The organism is Pseudaminobacter soli (ex Li et al. 2025) (assembly GCF_003012705.1).
Lineage (GTDB): Bacteria > Pseudomonadota > Alphaproteobacteria > Rhizobiales > Rhizobiaceae > Pseudaminobacter > Pseudaminobacter soli.
The window spans coordinates 31,100-47,629 of sequence record NZ_PXYL01000007.1; the positions used below are offsets into that span (position 1 = coordinate 31,100).

The 16,530-nt window shown below is 63.5% G+C and carries 20 protein-coding genes; 5 read left to right on the forward strand and 15 right to left on the reverse strand.

Annotation, left to right across the window (positions count from 1 at the left end):
* Positions 1-63: 63 nt before the first annotated feature.
* Positions 64-1,308 carry a multidrug effflux MFS transporter gene (locus tag C7I85_RS15005; RefSeq protein WP_106724817.1) on the reverse strand — a complete coding sequence of 415 codons (1,245 nt, stop codon included), beginning with the start codon at positions 1,306-1,308 and terminating at the stop codon, positions 64-66.
* Between the two features lie 101 nt (positions 1,309-1,409).
* Complete coding sequence (gene grxD / locus C7I85_RS15010) at positions 1,410-1,742, reverse strand: Grx4 family monothiol glutaredoxin (protein ID WP_106724818.1); 333 nt, start codon at positions 1,740-1,742, stop codon at positions 1,410-1,412.
* A 112-nt stretch (positions 1,743-1,854) separates the two neighbouring features.
* Here grxD and C7I85_RS15015 point away from each other — a divergent pair, with 112 nt between their 5' ends.
* Positions 1,855-2,709 carry a phosphodiester glycosidase family protein gene (locus tag C7I85_RS15015; protein ID WP_245444959.1) on the forward strand — a complete coding sequence of 285 codons (855 nt, stop codon included), beginning with the start codon at positions 1,855-1,857 and terminating at the stop codon, positions 2,707-2,709.
* Between the two features lie 85 nt (positions 2,710-2,794).
* On the opposite strand, the gene C7I85_RS15020 is transcribed toward C7I85_RS15015, so the two are convergent.
* The 8 genes from C7I85_RS15020 to purC form a co-directional block, all read right to left on the reverse strand.
* Positions 2,795-3,028, reverse strand: coding sequence for a BolA/IbaG family iron-sulfur metabolism protein (locus tag C7I85_RS15020; protein WP_106724819.1), 234 nt, complete (start codon positions 3,026-3,028; stop codon positions 2,795-2,797).
* A gap of 92 nt (positions 3,029-3,120) precedes the next feature.
* Positions 3,121-3,852 carry a membrane-anchored protein gene (locus C7I85_RS15025; protein WP_106724820.1) on the reverse strand — a complete coding sequence of 244 codons (732 nt, stop codon included), beginning with the start codon at positions 3,850-3,852 and terminating at the stop codon, positions 3,121-3,123.
* Between the two features lie 3 nt (positions 3,853-3,855).
* Positions 3,856-6,087, reverse strand: coding sequence for a phosphoribosylformylglycinamidine synthase subunit PurL (gene purL / locus C7I85_RS15030; protein ID WP_106724821.1), 2,232 nt, complete (start codon positions 6,085-6,087; stop codon positions 3,856-3,858).
* A gap of 158 nt (positions 6,088-6,245) precedes the next feature.
* Entirely contained in the window at positions 6,246-6,659 is a 414-nt protein-coding gene (locus C7I85_RS15035; protein ID WP_106724822.1) for a hypothetical protein, read from the reverse strand.
* Positions 6,660-6,736: 77 nt separating this feature from the next.
* The gene (gene purQ / locus C7I85_RS15040) at positions 6,737-7,405 is read right to left on the reverse strand and encodes a phosphoribosylformylglycinamidine synthase subunit PurQ (protein ID WP_106724823.1); all 669 of its coding nucleotides are present in this window, start codon (positions 7,403-7,405) and stop codon (positions 6,737-6,739) included.
* Positions 7,402-7,656 (reverse strand): hypothetical protein, encoded by a 255-nt coding sequence (locus C7I85_RS15045; protein WP_106724824.1) that lies wholly within the window; start codon positions 7,654-7,656, stop codon positions 7,402-7,404. Before C7I85_RS15045 ends, purQ begins: the two co-directional genes overlap by 4 nt.
* 20 nt (positions 7,657-7,676) lie before the next feature.
* A complete protein-coding gene (gene purS, locus C7I85_RS15050) occupies positions 7,677-7,919 on the reverse strand; it encodes a phosphoribosylformylglycinamidine synthase subunit PurS (protein ID WP_106724825.1) in 243 nt (80 codons plus the stop codon).
* Positions 7,920-7,989: 70 nt separating this feature from the next.
* Positions 7,990-8,757, reverse strand: a complete 768-nt coding sequence (gene purC / locus C7I85_RS15055) for a phosphoribosylaminoimidazolesuccinocarboxamide synthase (RefSeq protein WP_106725084.1) — start codon at positions 8,755-8,757, stop codon at positions 7,990-7,992.
* Positions 8,758-9,029: 272 nt separating this feature from the next.
* Here purC and C7I85_RS15060 point away from each other — a divergent pair, with 272 nt between their 5' ends.
* A complete protein-coding gene (locus C7I85_RS15060; RefSeq protein WP_106724826.1) occupies positions 9,030-9,350 on the forward strand; it encodes a DUF1476 domain-containing protein in 321 nt (106 codons plus the stop codon).
* Between the two features lie 107 nt (positions 9,351-9,457).
* Positions 9,458-10,267 (forward strand): HpcH/HpaI aldolase family protein, encoded by an 810-nt coding sequence (locus C7I85_RS15065; RefSeq protein ID WP_106724827.1) that lies wholly within the window; start codon positions 9,458-9,460, stop codon positions 10,265-10,267.
* A gap of 6 nt (positions 10,268-10,273) precedes the next feature.
* Here C7I85_RS15065 and C7I85_RS15070 read toward each other — a convergent pair whose 3' ends face one another.
* Both C7I85_RS15070 and C7I85_RS15075 read right to left on the reverse strand, forming a co-directional pair.
* Positions 10,274-10,828 carry an RBBP9/YdeN family alpha/beta hydrolase gene (locus C7I85_RS15070; RefSeq protein WP_106724828.1) on the reverse strand — a complete coding sequence of 185 codons (555 nt, stop codon included), beginning with the start codon at positions 10,826-10,828 and terminating at the stop codon, positions 10,274-10,276.
* Positions 10,829-10,936: 108 nt separating this feature from the next.
* Entirely contained in the window at positions 10,937-11,410 is a 474-nt protein-coding gene (locus tag C7I85_RS15075; protein ID WP_106725085.1) for a GNAT family N-acetyltransferase, read from the reverse strand.
* Positions 11,411-11,631: 221 nt separating this feature from the next.
* On the opposite strand from C7I85_RS15075, the gene C7I85_RS15080 reads away from it, so the two are divergent.
* Positions 11,632-12,531 carry a VOC family protein gene (locus tag C7I85_RS15080; RefSeq protein ID WP_428832862.1) on the forward strand — a complete coding sequence of 300 codons (900 nt, stop codon included), beginning with the start codon at positions 11,632-11,634 and terminating at the stop codon, positions 12,529-12,531.
* A 102-nt stretch (positions 12,532-12,633) separates the two neighbouring features.
* Here C7I85_RS15080 and purB read toward each other — a convergent pair whose 3' ends face one another.
* Positions 12,634-13,941, reverse strand: coding sequence for an adenylosuccinate lyase (purB, locus tag C7I85_RS15085; RefSeq protein WP_106724829.1), 1,308 nt, complete (start codon positions 13,939-13,941; stop codon positions 12,634-12,636).
* 213 nt (positions 13,942-14,154) lie between these two features.
* On the opposite strand from purB, the gene C7I85_RS15090 reads away from it, so the two are divergent.
* Positions 14,155-14,412 (forward strand): DUF2171 domain-containing protein, encoded by a 258-nt coding sequence (locus tag C7I85_RS15090; RefSeq protein WP_106725087.1) that lies wholly within the window; start codon positions 14,155-14,157, stop codon positions 14,410-14,412.
* Here the strand turns inward: C7I85_RS15090 and C7I85_RS15095 are convergent.
* Both C7I85_RS15095 and C7I85_RS15100 read right to left on the reverse strand, forming a co-directional pair.
* On the reverse strand, positions 14,381-15,394 hold the full coding sequence (locus C7I85_RS15095) for a P1 family peptidase (RefSeq protein ID WP_106724830.1): 1,014 nt from the start codon (positions 15,392-15,394) through the stop codon (positions 14,381-14,383). The genes C7I85_RS15090 and C7I85_RS15095 overlap by 32 nt on opposite strands.
* A complete protein-coding gene (locus C7I85_RS15100) occupies positions 15,391-16,461 on the reverse strand; it encodes a branched-chain amino acid ABC transporter substrate-binding protein (RefSeq protein WP_106724831.1) in 1,071 nt (356 codons plus the stop codon). Before C7I85_RS15100 ends, C7I85_RS15095 begins: the two co-directional genes overlap by 4 nt.
* Positions 16,462-16,530: the final 69 nt, after the last annotated feature.

The following is a 16,530-nucleotide window of genomic DNA, read 5'->3' on the forward strand; positions in this document are numbered from 1 at the left end:
GCCGCGCGAAGCGGAGGCCCGGCGAGGGGGGGCTTGGCTGCTACGAGTTGCAGCGGCGCCTCGTCATACCGGCTTGTTGTGCGGCCGGAACAGCTGGCCCTTCTCCGCGATCAGCACGAAGACCAGCCCAACCACCGACACAGTGAAGTAGCCGACGGCTAGCGGGGTGGTCGTGCCGTCGAACGACTGGCCGATCAGCGCGCCGATGGCGCCGCCGCAGGCAGTGCCCATGAAGCCCAGCACCGACGATGCCGTGCCGGCGACATGGCCCAGCGGTTCCATGGCCAGCGCGTTGAAGTTCGAGCCGATAAGGCCGAACTGGAACATCGCAAGCGCGAAAAGCACCAGGAAAAGCGGGAAGGGCAGGTAGCCGAGCATCAGCGAAAGCGTGAACCAGACGAAGCTCACGGTCATGAAGCCGATGAGCGCGCCATGCGACAGCCGGCGCATGCCGAAGCGGCCGACCAGGCGCGAATTCAGGAACGACGACAGCGCCATGAACATGGCAACGCCCGCGAACACCACCGGGAACATGGTGCCCAGATCGTAGATGCCGACATAAATCTGCTGGGCCGAGTTGATGAAGCCGAACAGGGCGCCGAAGACGATGGAGCTGGCGAGCGTGTAGCAAAGCGCAACCCGGTTGCCGAGCACGATGCCGAAGCCGCGCAGGATGGTCATCGGCGTGAATGGCCGCTTGTCGGCCGGATCGAGCGTTTCAGGCAGCCGCACCCAGATCCAGATGCCGGCGAGGATGGCCATCACGGCCATGAAGCCGAAGATGAGGTGCCATTCGCCAAAGATCATGACGACCTGCCCGATGCCCGGCGCGATGACCGGGACGATCATGAACACCATCATGACGAGCGACATCACCTCGGCCATCCTGCGGCCGCCGAAGACGTCGCGGATGATCGACACGCTGATGACGCGGGTGGCGGCCGAGCCGATGCCATGCACGAAGCGCATCGCCAGAAGAGCGCCGAACGAGGGCACGAACATCGCCGCGCCCGCGGCCAGCACATAGATGCAGATGCCGAAGAGCAGCGGCGGGCGGCGCCCAAAACGGTCCGCCAGCGGGCCATAGGCCAGCTGCGCGAAGGCAAAGCCCAGCAGGTAAGCCGAGATCACATATTGCCGGTGGTTTTCGTTCTCGACGCCGAGGCTGGCGCCGATCTGCTGCAGGCCGGGCAGCATCATGTCGATGGCGAGCGCATTGAGCGCCATGAGCATCGCCATCATGGCGATGAACTCGACCTTGCCTATGCCTTTGAGGCGAGATTCCGATACTGCTGTCGATGCGTCCATTTAGTCACCCCGTCGAAACGCCAAATAAGGCGCCGGAACGGCCGGCGCCTTTGCTGGAAGTCCCGACGCGGATGCCGGAACGGTTATTGCTTGTCAGGCTATCAGGCGGCCTTTGTGGCTACGCCCTTGCCTTCAAAAAGGGCCTGCAATTCGCCGGCCTGGAACATTTCGCGGATGATGTCGCAACCGCCGATGAACTCGCCCTTCACATAGAGCTGCGGGATGGTCGGCCAGTTGGAATATTCCTTGATACCCTGGCGCAGCTCCATCGAGGTCAGCACGTCGATGCCCTTGTAGTCGACGCCGACATAGTCGAGAATCTGAACGACCTGGCCCGAGAAACCGCACTGCGGGAAACCGGGGGTGCCCTTCATGAACAGGACGACGTCGTTGTTCTTGACCTCGTTGTCGATGAAATCCTTGATACCGCTCATAATGACTTGCCTTTCATCGCCCGCACGCGCAGGGCCGTGATATTCGTTCTTCAAATAACCCCATTGCCCGGGCGAGACAAGGTCGAGCCCTGACAATGACGGCACCGGCGACGTGACAACTGACGGGAAAACCTTGCTGCGCACCACCTCACGTCTCACCAATCGCTCGACGATCCTTGCGACTGCGTTGCTTGTCCTTGGATGCCTTGCGGTGGTCGCCTTCTGGCCGAAGCGCAAGCCTGCGCGCCCTGTCGTTGCGGCGCAGGTTGCAGTGGCGCTTCCGGTGCCCTGCCGCGATTTGAGCTTCGAAGGCATCGACCATATCGTCTGCGAGATCGACCTGCGCAGCTATGACATCGGTCTGTTCCACAAGGATGCCGACAGCAAGCCCTACCGCTCGCTGAAAAACTTCGACGCAGTAATGAGCGGGCAGGGCAGGCAGCCGATCCTGTCGATGAATGCGGGCATGTATCACGAAGATTTGTCCGCGGTCGGCCTCTTGGTCGAGGACGGCCGGCAGACCAGCCCGATCGAACTGGCGAGCGGCATCGGCAATTTCTTCATGAAGCCGAACGGCGTCTTCAGCATTCGCGCCGATGGAACTGCCGCGATCACCGAATCGAGCGCCTATGCCGCGGCCCCGCCTGCAGACTCCTTTGCCACGCAGTCAGGCCCGCTGCTTGTCATCGACGGCCAGTTGCATCCGCGTTTCGAGGAGAACGGCTCGTCGCGCTTCATTCGCAACGGCGTGGGCGTGCGCGACCCGGACACGGTGGTGCTGGCGATCTCCCGCCAACCGGTGAGTTTTGGCAGCTTCGGCCGCCTGTTCCGCGATGCGCTGCAATGTCCGAATGCGCTCTATTTCGACGGCGCGATCTCGGCGCTGTCGAACGGCAAGGACATGATCATGGGCGGCGCCAATCCGGTGGGGCCGATATTGGCGGTGTTTGCGAAGCGGCAGCCGTAGCTCCGGGCACGACCTCCGCCGAAGCCCTCCAACCTATGGTCGATTTGCTTCGGCAAGCGGTCGTTCCGGCTGAAACGCTCTCGGCTCAGTCCGGGGCGCTGGTCTGCAGGGCCAGCGCGTGCAGCACGCCGCCCATATTGCCTTTCAGGGCCTCATAGACCATCTGGTGCTGCTGGACGCGGCTCTTGCCGCGGAAGCTTTCGGCCACGACCTCGGCTGCATAGTGGTCGCCATCACCGGCAAGGTCGCGGATCGTGACCTTGGCATCGGGAATGCCGTCCTTGATCAGCTTCTCGATGTCGCGTGCGTCCATTGCCATGAAGGAGTCTCCAATCTCACTCCTTCAGATATGGCCGTTGCGCGAAACAAGGTCAATCGTCGGGTGTCGCCAGAACGAGCCGAGCAGGCCGATCAGATACGGCCTTGCCAGAGCGGCAGCCCAGTCGAGGCAGCGACTTCGGGATCGGCAGTGAAAATCCCGGCGCCGCGCGCGTGAAGCGTGAGCAGGACCGCGCGATCCATATCGCTATGAAGTCTTTGCAGGCCAAGGTCGTTGTAGACGTGGCCGCTCGACCCGGGGTTGATACCCGAGATGATCACGGCCGGTGCGCCGCTGAGGAGCGCATAGAGCACCGCGGTCACGCCATTCGAAAACTTCCGGGCGTTGTCCAACTCGCTGTGGCGCTTGCCTATGATGGCTTCGTACAGCGCCATGCGGTGATACTGGTCCACCAGCCGAAGCTCGTCGCAGCGATAGTTGAAGGCAGACAGTCCGTCCCGCAGGCGTTGTTCTTCGAACGGCCAGCGGATCACATGCAGGATGCCGGTCTCTTCGCCATTGAGAACACGACGAACGGCAACAGCGTTGTCGTTCGTTCCTTCGATCTGGTTGAACTGCAGGAAGGTCGCGTCAGGCTTTGAGATGCCCCACTTCTTCGCTACCGACTGCGAGCCATTGACGGTGAGAACCGAAAAGCTCTCATCGAAGCCCTTGGGCAGATTCGAGACCGGGGCTGAGCCGACGACGAGCACCGGCCCAGCGAGTGGCGTCGGATGACGTGGCGGCTTGGGGCGGGAGAGCCGATAAACCACGGCCTCCTTTATCTTTCGCCTGATCTCGGAATAGCCCACCCGAAGGCCCATGGATTAAGCGTTCGACAATTCGTTATCCATGAATTGCGGGAACCACGCTTCATGCGCTTCGCGCATTGCCGAGACGGCGATTGCGCGGGCGTCGCCCAGCTTCAATTCGCTGCCGCCGGTGGTGCCGATCCAGGGCGCGAAGACGCCCGTGTCCTTGACACGCTCCTGATAGAACCAGTCGACGCGGTCGCGCGGGATCGTCACGAGATAACGGCCCTGGTCTTCGCCGAAGAAGACAGGAATCGGCGACAAGTCCTTCAATTGGTTGACGGTTGCGCCGATGCCGGAGGCCATCGCCATTTCGGCGAGGCCGACAGCGAGGCCGCCATCGGAAAGGTCGTGCACGGCAGTTGCGATGCCGTCGGCGATGAGCGCGCGGACGAAATCGCCCACCTTCTTCTCATGCTCCAGATCGACCGCCGGCGGCGGGCCGTCGGTGCGGCCATGGATGTCGCGCATATAGACCGACTGCGCCAGATGCGTGCCCCAGGAGGCCGGCGCGCCGACGAGCAGGATGGCTTCGCCTTCGGCCGCAAAGCCGATGCGCGCCATCTTCGACCAGTCGCGGATGAGACCGACGCCGCCGATGGTCGGCGTAGGCAGGATGCCCTGGCCATTGGTCTCGTTGTAGAGCGAGACGTTGCCCGAAACGATCGGGAACCCGAGCGCGCGGCAGGCGTCGCCGATGCCGGTGACGGCCTTGGTGAACTGGCCCATGATCTCGGGGCGCTCGGGATTGCCGAAATTGAGGTTGTCGGTGGCGGCCAGCGGCTCGGCGCCGGTCGCGGTCAGGTTGCGCCAGCATTCGGCCACGGCCTGCTTGCCGCCCTCATAGGGATCGGCCTCGCAATAGCGCGGCGTCACGTCGGACGAGAAGGCCAGCGCCTTGGTCGCATGGCCTTCCACGCGCACCACGCCGGCATCGCCGCCGGGAAGCTGCAGCGAATTGCCCTGAATCAGCGTGTCATACTGTTCCCATACCCAGCGGCGGCTCGACATATTGGCGCTGCCGAGCAGTTTCAGCAGCGCATCGGCTACGTCTGCGTGCGGAATGTCGTCCTTGGCCAGCGGCTCGTGCGTCTTGGGCTCGACCCAGGGGCGGTCATATTCGGGCGCCTCGTCGCCGAGTTCCTTTATCGGCAGGTTGGCGACTTCCTCGCCCTGATGCAGCACGCGGAAGCGGAGGTCGTCGGTGGTCTTGCCGACGATCGCGAAATCGAGCCCCCACTTGCGGAAGATACCCTCGGCCTCTTCCTCCTTTTCGGGCTTGAGCACCATGAGCATGCGCTCCTGGCTTTCGGAGAGCATCATCTCGTAGGCGGTCATGCGCTCTTCGCGCACCGGCACCATGTCGAGGTCGAGCTCGATGCCGAGATCGCCCTTGGCGCCCATCTCGACGGCAGAGCAGGTGAGGCCGGCAGCACCCATGTCCTGGATGGCGATGACGGCGCCCGAGGCCATGAGTTCGAGGCAGGCTTCCAAGAGGCACTTTTCGGTGAAGGGATCGCCCACCTGCACGGTCGGGCGCTTTTCCTCGATGTCGTCGCCGAATTCAGCGGACGCCATGGTCGCGCCGCCGACACCGTCGCGACCGGTCTTGGCACCGAGATAGACTACCGGCAGGCCCACACCCTCGGCCTTGGAGAGGAAGATGCCGTCGGTCTTGGCGAGGCCGGCTGCGAAGGCGTTGACCAAAATGTTGCCGTTGTAGCGCGGGTCGAAATTGACCTCGCCGCCAACCGTCGGCACGCCGAAGGAATTGCCGTAGCCGCCGACGCCGGCTACGACGCCGGCCACGAGATGCTTCGTCTTGGGGTGGTCCGGCGCGCCGAAGCGCAGCGCGTTCATGGCCGCCACGGGGCGGGCGCCCATGGTGAAGACATCGCGCAGGATGCCGCCGACGCCGGTCGCCGCGCCCTGATAAGGCTCGATGTAGGAGGGGTGGTTGTGGCTCTCCATCTTGAAGACGACGCATTCGCCGTCGCCAATGTCGACCACGCCGGCGTTCTCGCCCGGCCCCTGGATGACGACGTCACCCTTTGTGGGCAGGGTGCGCAGCCACTTCTTGGAGGACTTGTACGAGCAGTGCTCGTTCCACATGGCCGAGAAGATGCCGAGTTCGGTGAAGGTCGGCACGCGCCCGACGAGTTCAAGGATGCGCTGGTATTCGTCGGGCTTCAGCCCGTGCGATGCAATCAGCTCGTCCGTGATTTTCACGGTATTGGAAATGGTCATGGGATCGGGCCTTTTCCGTCAGTTCAGCTTCGGAAGCTTCCTAAAGCGTGAAATGCCAAGGTCTGCAAGGATTGCGATGACGCATGGCACAAGATAGCGGGTGTCATGGTGCGGGCAGGGGACCTCTCCGCTCTTTTCGGTCCCTCGCCCATCGAAAATCAGGCCGCGCTGCCGCAGTCGCTGTTGCCAGTGGCCCAGCGGGCGAGATCGGCATTGATGCGTGCGCCGAGCGGCTCGGTCGTCAGTGGGCCAAAATGCTCGATCCGGCTCGAATTGCCGCGCGCCTGCACGACCAGCAGCGGCAGGCCGCCATAGTTCTTGGCCGGAACCAGCAGGAAGCGCGGCGTGCCGCCGAAGGCGTTCAACTCATTGGCCATGCGATAGGACTTGAAGGCAGGGTCCTTGCTGGCGAACCAGCATCTGTGCGCTGCGATGGCCACCTGCTCCATGGATTTCAGCGATGCGCTCTTGCCCGAGCCGGCATTCGAGCTCGAAGGCTTGGAGCCGGACTGGCAAGCGCCGAGCGCAAGCAGCGCCGAAAACACTGCGGAAACCATGCAAAGCTTCTTCATGCCGCGACATTCGCCTTTTCGAATCGTGGGTTGCGGTCGGTGGGATGTTCGCTGAACCGTTCAGGCGCCAGGTCGTCTCACGCGGCCACGCCGAGCGCGCTTTCGAATAGCCCGCGCCCGTCGGTGCCGCCATGGGCCGGTTCGATCAGGTTTTCGGGGTGCGGCATCAGGCCGAGCACATTGCCCTTGTCGTTGACGATGCCGGCAATGTCGTTGATCGCGCCGTTGGGGTTGGTGCCTTCGGCATAGCGGAACACCACCTGGCCCTGGCCCTCGATGCGCGCCAGCGTCTCGGCATCGGCGAAGTAGTTGCCGTCATGATGGGCGACCGGGCAGCGGATGATCTGGCCCGGCTTGTAGCGATGGGTGAAGGCGGTGTTGGCGTTGGCCACCTGAAGCTTCACCTCGCGGCAGACGAACTTCAGCGATGTGTTGCGCATCAGTGCGCCCGGCAGCAGGCCAGATTCGACCAGGATCTGGAAGCCGTTGCAGACGCCGATGACCTGAACGCCCTTGGCGGCCTTTTCGGCCACGGCGCGCATGACCGGCATGCGGGCTGCGATAGCGCCGCAGCGCAGGTAGTCGCCATAGGAGAAGCCACCGGGGATGACGATCAGGTCGACGTCAGGGATGTCGGTGTCCGTCTCCCAGATGGTGACGGGGGCGGTGCCCGAAATCTTGGTCAGCGCCGCGATCATGTCGCGGTCGCGATTGAGGCCGGGGAGGACGACGACGGCAGATTTCATTTCGGTTCGTAAGGCCTTTGCGTTTCGGCGAGTTCGCGCAGTTCGAGACGGTGTTCTATGCGATCGAAGCTTTCGTCATGCCTGTCGAGCTTCGTATAGATATTGTGAACGTCGCTCTGCATTGAAAGCATGTGGCCGCGAATGGCTATCAGCTCTTGCTTGACCTCGCGGACACTGTGCTCAAGTCCGTCGAGGCGGGACTGAATTTTCTTAAGCACTTCGTAGATCAGATCGCTTGAGATTTCAGCCACTACACCCTCCGGTTTCAACCTCAGGTTATGGACACACTATAGTTCTCGATGACCGTGTTCGCCAGAAGCTTGTCGCACATGGCATTGAGGTCGGCTTCGGCCTTGGCGGCGTCGGTGCCTTCGATCTCGATGTCGAACACCTTGCCCTGGCGAACTTGTCCGACGCCTTCGAAGCCGAGGCTGCCGAGTGCATGTTCGATCGCCTTGCCTTGCGGGTCGAGCACGCCGTTCTTGAGGGTGACGGTTACGCGGGCCTTGATCACGGGCATTTCACTCCGAGAAGTCGACTAAAAGTTGTTCGGGCGCGTTTTTGGACGCGCCCGAGGATTTGGTTCAGTGCTTTACGAGGACCGGGCCGGTGGGGCGCGGCGGCTCGTTTTCATTCATGATGCCGAGCCGGCGCGCCACTTCCTGGTAGGCTTCGACGAGCCCGCCCATGTCGCGGCGGAAGCGGTCCTTGTCGAGCTTGTCCTGGGTGTTGACGTCCCACAGGCGGCAGCTGTCGGGCGAGATCTCGTCGGCGACGACGATGCGCATCATGTCGCCCTCGAACAGGCGGCCGCATTCGATCTTGAAGTCGACGAGCTGGATGCCGACGCCGAGGAACAGGCCGGAGAGGAAGTCGTTGACGCGGATGGCGAGAGCCATGATGTCGTCGATTTCCTGCGGGCTTGCCCAGCCGAAGGCGGTGATGTGCTCTTCCGACACCATCGGGTCGTCGAGAGCGTCGGCCTTGTAGTAGAATTCGATGATCGAGCGGGGCAGGACGGTGCCTTCCTCGATGCCGAGGCGCTTTGCCAGCGAACCGGCGGCGATGTTGCGCACGACGATCTCGAGCGGGATGATCTCGACTTCCTTGATCAGCTGCTCGCGCATGTTGAGGCGGCGGATGAAGTGGGTCGGAATGCCCATCCGGTTGAGATGGGTGAAGATGTGCTCGGAAATGCGGTTGTTGAGCACGCCCTTGCCGTCGACGATGTCGTGCTTCTTTTTGTTGAAGGCGGTGGCGTCATCCTTGAAGAACTGGATCAGAGTGCCCGGCTCCGGTCCTTCATAAAGGATCTTGGCCTTGCCTTCGTAGATGCGGCGGCGATTTTTCATCTCATTGTTCTCTGAATTCAAGGGCCGACGGCACGGAGCCGCTCCCTGCATCTCGCGCGCGAAGATCGCGGCGCTCATGGGGTTTCAAGCGGTCTCTATCCCAAACGCGCCGTTTCCTCAATGAGCAAATCTGTGCGATCAACTGGTTTTGCAAGCAAAATGCCGCAGTGCAGCATGGTTCGGCCCATATTGACCGGCAAACGGCTTTCGGTTTGTGTTGCCCAGACCCATATAGTCAGTCTCGAATCGGTATTGATCCGGAGGAATTGCGCATGACTAGCATGAAGGACCGCGAAGAGGTCTTCGAGAAGAAGTTCGTCATGGACGAGGAATTGCGGTTCAAGGCGACGGCCCGGCGCAACAAGATGCTCGGCCTGTGGGCCGCCGAAAAGCTCGGCAAGACGGGCGCCGACGCCGAGGCATACGCGACGGAAGTGGTCGTGGCGGATGTCGAAGAGGCTGGCGACCACGACGTGTTCCGCAAGATCCGCCGCGATTTCGATGCGGCCGGCGTTGCGCAGTCGGATCACCAGATCCGCCGCACGATGGACGAAATGCTCGCCGTCGCAGCCGAGCAGATCAAGAACAGCTGAGCCACTTGCGCTCTGGACCAAGGAACCGCCCGCTTGCCGGGCGGTTTTTCTTTGCCTTGCGATCGGTTTCCGGTTCACATGTCAGAAGATTCCGAGGAGTTTTGCCCATGACGATCGCATCCCGCCTGAACGCCGGTGAAACGCTGCTCACGGCCTGGTCCGGTATACCGGACGCGCTGACGGTCGAGATCGTCGCCGCGCAGGGCTTTGATGCGGTCACGCTCGACATGCAGCATGGCGGGCATCACGAGGACAGCATCTTGCGCAGCATCGTGCCGGTGCTGCGGGCGGCCAAGCACCCGGTGGTGCGCATTCCGGTCGGCCGCTTCGACATGGCCAGCCGCGCCCTCGACTTCGGCGCCGAGGCGGTGATCGCCCCGATGGTCAATTCAGTGGAGGATGCGCGCCGTTTTGCAGCCTTGATGAAATATCCGCCGGTCGGCGAACGCTCCTGGGGGCCGACCTTCGCGGCGCCGCGGTTCGGCAGCAAGGACCCGACAGCCTGGCTGCGCGAGAGCAATGCGGCGACGGTTTCCTTCGCCATGATCGAAACGCGGGCTGCGCTGAACGTGCTCGACGGCATCCTGGCGACGCCCGGCGTCGACGGCATCTTCGTCGGCCCGGCGGATTTCTCCATCGCCTGGACCGAGGGTGAGACCGTGGATGCGACGCTGGAAGACATGATGGAAACGCTGGCGCGCATTGCGGCCCGGGCGAAGGTGGCGGGCAAGCATGCGGGCATCTTCGTGGTCGATGCCGGCATGTGCGGCCGTTTCGTCGAGATGGGCTACCGCTTCCTGGCGCTGGGCACCGAGCACCGCTACATCTCGCTTGGCGCCGAAAGCCTGCTCAAGACCGCTCGTGGCGCGCTCGGCGCGCCGCAGGCGAGCAAGGCTTCCGGGAAGACGGGTTACTGACCCGCCTCAGCCGGGCAGCCGCGTCAGGAAATTGGCGAAAGCCATCGAGCCTTCCGGCCAGGGGCCGAAGCCTGCATCGCTGTTGATATGACCGGCGTCTCCGGCATGGATCAGCTGCGAGCCCCAGGCGGCGGCGATGTCGGCCGCGATCTCCTGCGAGCAGAACGGATCGTTGCTGCTCGAAACCACCACCGACGGAAACGGCAGCGGATCGCGTGGGTAGGGGCCGAAGGTCATCAGGTGCTTCGGCCGGATCTCGGGATTGGCGACGTCCGGCGGCGCGACCAGGAAGGCGCCGGCGACCGGCTTCGTGAACAGCGGTACGGCATGGACGACCGTCGGCACGCCGAGCGAATGCGCAACGATCACGACCGGCTTTTCAGCCTCGTTCACCGCGTTGGCGACAGCTTCCACCCAGTCCTCGCGGACAGGCTTGGACCATTCTGCCTGCTGCACACGACGCGCCGTCGAGAGTTTTGACTCCCAGCGGCTCTGCCAGTGGTCCGGCCCGGAGTTGGTGTAGCCGGGAACGATGAGGATATCTGCGTCTTTGACCTTCATGACCGCGCATGTAGCGACGACGCATTTCCGGTGCAACCTCCAAGATGCTCGAACGAACGTCGACCCCTTGCTCGGACCACGGCAAGCGCGCGCAACAACTCCCTCTCGTCACAATTCCATATGCACGATTTCGATCGGGTCTCCGCCTACACCATGGGAGAAGAAGCCTCGCTTGAGCGTGCGGAAGCCATGCCGCTGGTAAAAGCCCTCGGCATTGATCGTAGACTCGACCTTGATCGGTCCTTCGTGCCCCAAGCGGGCATGGTCGATCCCGATTTCGAGCAATCGCTTGCCGAGGCCAGAACCGGCCGCCTCCTCCAAGAGGAACAGCCGGGTGACCTCTCCGGGCTCTGAGTCGACAAAACCGACGATCCTGCCGGCTTGTTCGGCGACGACCATTCGACCCTTGGCGATGAGGTCCTCATAGTATTCCGCAGTGCGATTGCCCATCCACCCGTCGATTTGCTCGGGGGAATAGTGGTTCTTCGCGAGCGCACGCACGGAAAATCGCGTGACTTCGAACACGGCGAGGCCATCGGCTCGATGAGCTGGGCGCAGGGAGAAGGATTGCTCGGTGTTCATGAAATCCATTCGGATAAGGTTTTTTTTGCTCCCCATCAGTTAGCAGATGGGCAGCGGATGCGTCTCCGCTTATCGCACATTGGTACAATCGGTAATTGAGCAGCACCGCTGCTAACTGTCGATCTGGTGAACGCGGTGTTCGCTAATTGCCGGCTTGTGTGAACGATCATCCTCGCAGATTTATGAGATGACGAAACAGCCGTGTTGGCCGGAGAGTGGCTTTGGAACTGACACGACGCAAATTGGTCGGCAGCACCGCATTGCTCGCCCTTGGGGCGACGGTGGGTGCCGGCCGCACGGAGCCGAAGATGAGCGAACTGCCATTTGCCGCCACCACGCCGATCAGCGTTTCCCGCGTCGGCCTCAAGGCGAAGGACGCCGACAAGCTTGCCGCCTACTACCGTGCAGTGGTCGGCCTAAATGAACTGTCGCGGGACGGCTCGGTCATCACGCTCGGTGCAGGGAACCGGCCGTTGCTCGACATCGAGGCCGACCGAGCGGCAAAGCCCGACGACCCCCGCAGCGCCGGGCTGTTTCATACCGCCTTCCTGCTGCCTGAGCGCGCCGATCTCGGCCGCTGGATCAGGCACGCCATAGACCAGCGCATCCCGGTCGACGGCGCATCCGACCATCTGGTCAGCGAGGCGCTGTACCTCACCGACCCCGAAGGCAATGGCATTGAGATCTACGCCGACCGCCCACACGAAAGCTGGAATTGGCACGGCTCGCATGTCGAAATGGCGACCATTGGCCTGAATGTGCCGGACGTTCTCGCCACGGTGCCGGCCGACAACGCCGAATGGAAGGGCGCGCCGGAAAACAGCGTGATCGGCCATGTGCATCTGCGCGTCGGCGATCCGAAGGAAGCCGAGGCCTGGTGGCACAAGGAATTCGGCTTCGACACCGTGGCCGTATATGGCGGCCAGGCAGTATTCCTGTCGTCCGGCGGCTATCACCACCACATCGGCGCCAATTCGTGGCAGAGCCCGCATGCCGGCAAGCGCGACGCTGGCCGCACCGGCTTGAGCTGGGTCGAGATGCGCTCGGCAAACGCCAAGACGAACGAGACCCGGGAAGACCCCTGGGGCACCGTGATCAGGACGGTGCCCGACAAGGCCTGACAATAGTTCAAAAGAAAAGGGTCTGCGCCACGATGCGCAGGCCCTTTTTCTTTGGCAGGTCGATGCGGCCGGAACGTTGCCCGCCGTAACCTTTGGGCGAGATCAGCTTTCCCCGAACACCCGCTTGAAGATCGTGTCGACATGCTTGGTGTGGTAGCTGAGGTCGAACTTTTCACGGATCGCCTCTTCCGAAAGCGCGGCCCGCACTTCCTGGTCGGCCAGAAGTTCTTCAAGGAAATCCTTGCCTTCTTCCCAGACCTTCATGGCGTTGCGCTGGACGAGGCGATAGGCGTCCTCGCGGGAGACGCCGGCCTGCGTGAGCGCCAGAAGCACGCGCTGCGAATGCACCAGCCCCCGGAACTTGTTCAGGTTCTTCAGCATGTTTTCGGGGTAGATCACCAGCTTCTCGATGACGCCGGCCAACCGGTTCAGTGCGAAGTCGAGGGTGATGGTGGTGTCCGGGCCGATGGCGCGCTCGACGCTTGAATGGGAAATGTCACGCTCGTGCCAGAGCGCCACGTTTTCCATCGCCGGCGTGACCGACATGCGCACGAGCCGAGCAAGGCCGGTGAGGTTTTCGGTCAGCACCGGGTTGCGCTTGTGCGGCATAGCCGACGAGCCTTTTTGGCCGGGCGAGAAGAATTCTTCCGCCTCGAGAACCTCGGTGCGCTGCATATGGCGGATTTCGATGGCGACGTTCTCCATCGAGGAAGCGATGACGCCGAGGGTCGCGAAGAACATGGCGTGCCGGTCGCGCGGGATGACCTGCGTGGAAACGGGCTCGGGCGCGAGGCCGAGTTTTTCGCAGACATATTCCTCAACATAGGGATCGATATTGGCGAAGGTGCCGACCGCGCCCGAAATGGCGCCGGTGGCGATTTCCGCGCGCGCCGCGACCAGACGCGCCCGGTTGCGCGACATCTCTGCATAGAAACGGGCGAAGGTGAGGCCCATCGTGGTCGGCTCGGCGTGGATACCGTGGCTGCGGCCGATGCGGATCGTGTCCTTATGCTCGAAGGCGCGCGTCTTCAGCGCGGCGAGCACGCGATCCATGTCAGCCAGCAGCAGGTCGGCCGCGCGCACCAGCTGGATGTTGAGCGTGGTGTCGAGCACGTCCGACGAGGTCATGCCCTGGTGGACGAAGCGGGCGTCGGGCCCGATGAACTCGGCCAGATGCGTCAGGAAGGCGATGACGTCATGCTTGGTGACAGCTTCGATCTCGTCGATGCGCGCCACGTCGAACCTTGCCGCGCCGCCCTTTTCCCAGATGGTCTTGGCCGCTTCCTTGGGGATGACGCCGATCTCGGCCAGCGCGTCGCAGGCATAGGCCTCGATCTCGAACCAGATGCGGAACTTGGTTTCCGGCGACCAGATGGCCACCATTTCCGGGCGCGAATAGCGAGGGATCATATCGAGCTGTCCGTTAAGCGTTGAATGAGGGGGCTCCTAACAGACCAAGCCCCGTTGCTCAATGCGCGAGCCTGCCAAGAATACCAGCTTGCGGCAGATATGCATCCAATTCAGCGGCAGGGCGTTATCCGGCAAGCCCGCCGAAGGGAGGATACCGCCGTGACCGCCGCCGACCACTTACGCGAAGATGCCATTCACCAGATCCGCGAGCACATGGAGGTCATCGGCGCCGATGGCGTGCATATTGGCACGGTCGAGGCTGTGGCCGGCCAGCGCATCATGCTCTCGAAGCAGGATAGCGGGCAGGGCTCGCACCGCCATCACAACCACTATATCCCCCTGGCGCTCGTGGCCGAGGTCGAGGGCGACAAGGTACGCCTGTCGGCAAACTCAAATGTCGCCGTCACCTTCGAGGAAGAGGAAGACGGCCACCAGCCGCTCAGCTCGACAGTGAAGACCACACCGGCATGAGGTCGCCGGGCGCTGGCGTTGCCGAATAGACCGCACGCGCGATGGCGCGCGCCATTGTGGCGCCGGCGGCGGCATAGAGGTCGGTGATGTCGTCGACATCGGGCGCGATGCCGCTCTTCCCGGTGGCAAGCGCGAAGACCAGATCGCCGTCCATCGGCGTGTGCGTCGGCCAGATGGCACGGGCAAAACCGTCATGCGCGGCAATGGCCAGCCGCTTGGCGGCAGGCTTGGTCAGCACCGCATCGGTGGCGATCACGGCTATCGTGGTGTTCGCCCCGGCCACAGGCCGCTGGCGGAATTTCAGCTCTATATCGGTCGCTTCCGGCGGCAGGGGCGAGGGCAGGCCGAGCCCGCCGAACTCGTCGCCGATCTCGAACGGAGCGGCCCAGAAATGCCGGCTGCGGCCGACCGTGACCGCGCCTACCGGATTTGCTGCCACCAGCGCGCCGATGGTGATGCCGTTTGGCAGCACCGTGGAGGCCGAGCCGAGGCCGCCCTTGAGGCCGGCGACCAGCGCGCCCGTGCCGGCGCCGGCAGTGCCGATCTCGAAGTCGAGCGCAACATCCTGCACGGCCTCATAGCCGAGTTCGCGATAGGGCGGATAGCGGCCCCAGTTCTTGTCGCCGCCATTGATGAGGTCGAACAGGATGGCGCCGGGAACGATGGGGATGCGCTGGTCGGCCACGGCAAAGCCGATGCCTCGCTCGCGCAGCGCCGCCTGCACGCCGGAGGCAGCGTCCAGCCCGAAGGCCGAGCCGCCCGAAAGCACCACGGCATTGATCGTATCGACCGAATTGTGCGGCTCCAGAAGATCGGTCTCGCGTGTGCCGGGCGCGCCGCCCAGCACCTGCACCCCGGCCACAGCCGGCTCGTCGCAGAGCACCACGGACACGCCCGATTTCAGCTTGGCGTCGGTCGAGTTGCCGACCTTCAGGCCGGCGACGTCGGTTATGAGGTTGCGGGGGCCGGCCTTGAAGCTCATTGAACCTCCACGGGCAAGAAGCGCGTCCCGTCATAGCGGAAGACGCGGTACGGGTTCTCGGACAGATCGCCCTTGGCGTCGAACCTTACAGGGCCGATTGCCGTCTGGAAATCATGTTCGGTCAGCGCTTTCTTGAGGTCACCGCTCGCTGCCGCCTCGGCAACCGCCGCGCGGACGACCTCGACGGCCGCATAGGCGGGCAGGACATAGCCTTCGGGGATGATCCGATCAGCATTGAATTTCTCGACCACGGCAGGGTTCGCGACCTCCTGCCATTCGGGCAGGGCGATCATCAGCGTGCCGGCCGCCAGTGGCACCGGACCGGGCGCCGCACGCAGGGTTTCGCCGCCCGCGAACACCATGTTCAAGCCAATCTTGCGCGCGTCGCGCGCCATGATGGCGATGTCGTCGCGGTCGCCGCCCACGAAGACATGCGTGGCATCGGCCTTGCGCAGACGGCCGACGAGGCCGACCTGATTGTCGAGCTGCGGCCGGAACGTGTCGTTGAAGACCGGCTTCAGCCCATCCTGCTGGGCGGCGGTGCGAAAGCTCTCGGCCAGCTCGCGGCCATAGATGGTGCCGTCGTCGACGATCGCAAACAGCTTGTCGCGCCAGAGCTTTGTTAGCAGCAGGCCGGCAGCGTCATGCTCGCTGTCGGCGCGGGGGGCGAGGCGGAATACGGGCCAGCCGGTCTTTTCGCGACTGTCGGTGAGGCTGTCGGTGCGCACGCCGATGGTGACGACGGGAATGCCGGCCTCTTTCAGGATCGGCATGGCCGCCTCGATTGCCTCGCCGCAGAGGAAGCCGACCACGGCCTGCACCTTGGCCTTCGCGAATTGCCTGGCGGCCTTGGCACCGCCGTCGGCGGTGCAGGCGTCGTCGGCGATCTCGAGCGTCACCGAGCCGTCTTCAGCTGCGGCCTGCGCGCCGGCGCGGACCTGCGCGCCGAGGACGGCCGAGGGGCCGCTGAGCGGGGCCGCCACGCCGAGGCGCAGCGTCTCGGCATGCGCCGACCCGGCCAGGAGCAGGCCAGCCAAGGCGCCTATGACGAAACGTGCAATCCGCATGCCTTTCCCCCACTGCCGGCGGGCGATAGCCGGCGTCATTTCGGGCCAAGACGTAAAGGCTGCCCCAAT

Coding starts and splice junctions, on each gene's coding strand:
- C7I85_RS15005 (WP_106724817.1), bottom strand. CDS start 1,308: ATGGACGCATCGACAGCAGTATCGGAATCTCGCCTCAAAGGCATAGGC.
- grxD (WP_106724818.1), bottom strand. CDS start 1,742: ATGAGCGGTATCAAGGATTTCATCGACAACGAGGTCAAGAACAACGAC.
- C7I85_RS15020 (WP_106724819.1), bottom strand. CDS start 3,028: ATGGCAATGGACGCACGCGACATCGAGAAGCTGATCAAGGACGGCATT.
- C7I85_RS15025 (WP_106724820.1), bottom strand. CDS start 3,852: ATGGGCCTTCGGGTGGGCTATTCCGAGATCAGGCGAAAGATAAAGGAG.
- purL (WP_106724821.1), bottom strand. CDS start 6,087: ATGACCATTTCCAATACCGTGAAAATCACGGACGAGCTGATTGCATCG.
- C7I85_RS15035 (WP_106724822.1), bottom strand. CDS start 6,659: ATGAAGAAGCTTTGCATGGTTTCCGCAGTGTTTTCGGCGCTGCTTGCG.
- purQ (WP_106724823.1), bottom strand. CDS start 7,405: ATGAAATCTGCCGTCGTCGTCCTCCCCGGCCTCAATCGCGACCGCGAC.
- purC (WP_106725084.1), bottom strand. CDS start 8,757: ATGAAAAATCGCCGCCGCATCTACGAAGGCAAGGCCAAGATCCTTTAT.
- C7I85_RS15060 (WP_106724826.1), top strand. CDS start 9,030: ATGACTAGCATGAAGGACCGCGAAGAGGTCTTCGAGAAGAAGTTCGTC.
- C7I85_RS15065 (WP_106724827.1), top strand. CDS start 9,458: ATGACGATCGCATCCCGCCTGAACGCCGGTGAAACGCTGCTCACGGCC.
- C7I85_RS15070 (WP_106724828.1), bottom strand. CDS start 10,828: ATGAAGGTCAAAGACGCAGATATCCTCATCGTTCCCGGCTACACCAAC.
- C7I85_RS15075 (WP_106725085.1), bottom strand. CDS start 11,410: ATGAACACCGAGCAATCCTTCTCCCTGCGCCCAGCTCATCGAGCCGAT.
- purB (WP_106724829.1), bottom strand. CDS start 13,941: ATGATCCCTCGCTATTCGCGCCCGGAAATGGTGGCCATCTGGTCGCCG.
- C7I85_RS15090 (WP_106725087.1), top strand. CDS start 14,155: ATGGAGGTCATCGGCGCCGATGGCGTGCATATTGGCACGGTCGAGGCT.
- C7I85_RS15095 (WP_106724830.1), bottom strand. CDS start 15,394: ATGAGCTTCAAGGCCGGCCCCCGCAACCTCATAACCGACGTCGCCGGC.
- C7I85_RS15100 (WP_106724831.1), bottom strand. CDS start 16,461: ATGCGGATTGCACGTTTCGTCATAGGCGCCTTGGCTGGCCTGCTCCTG.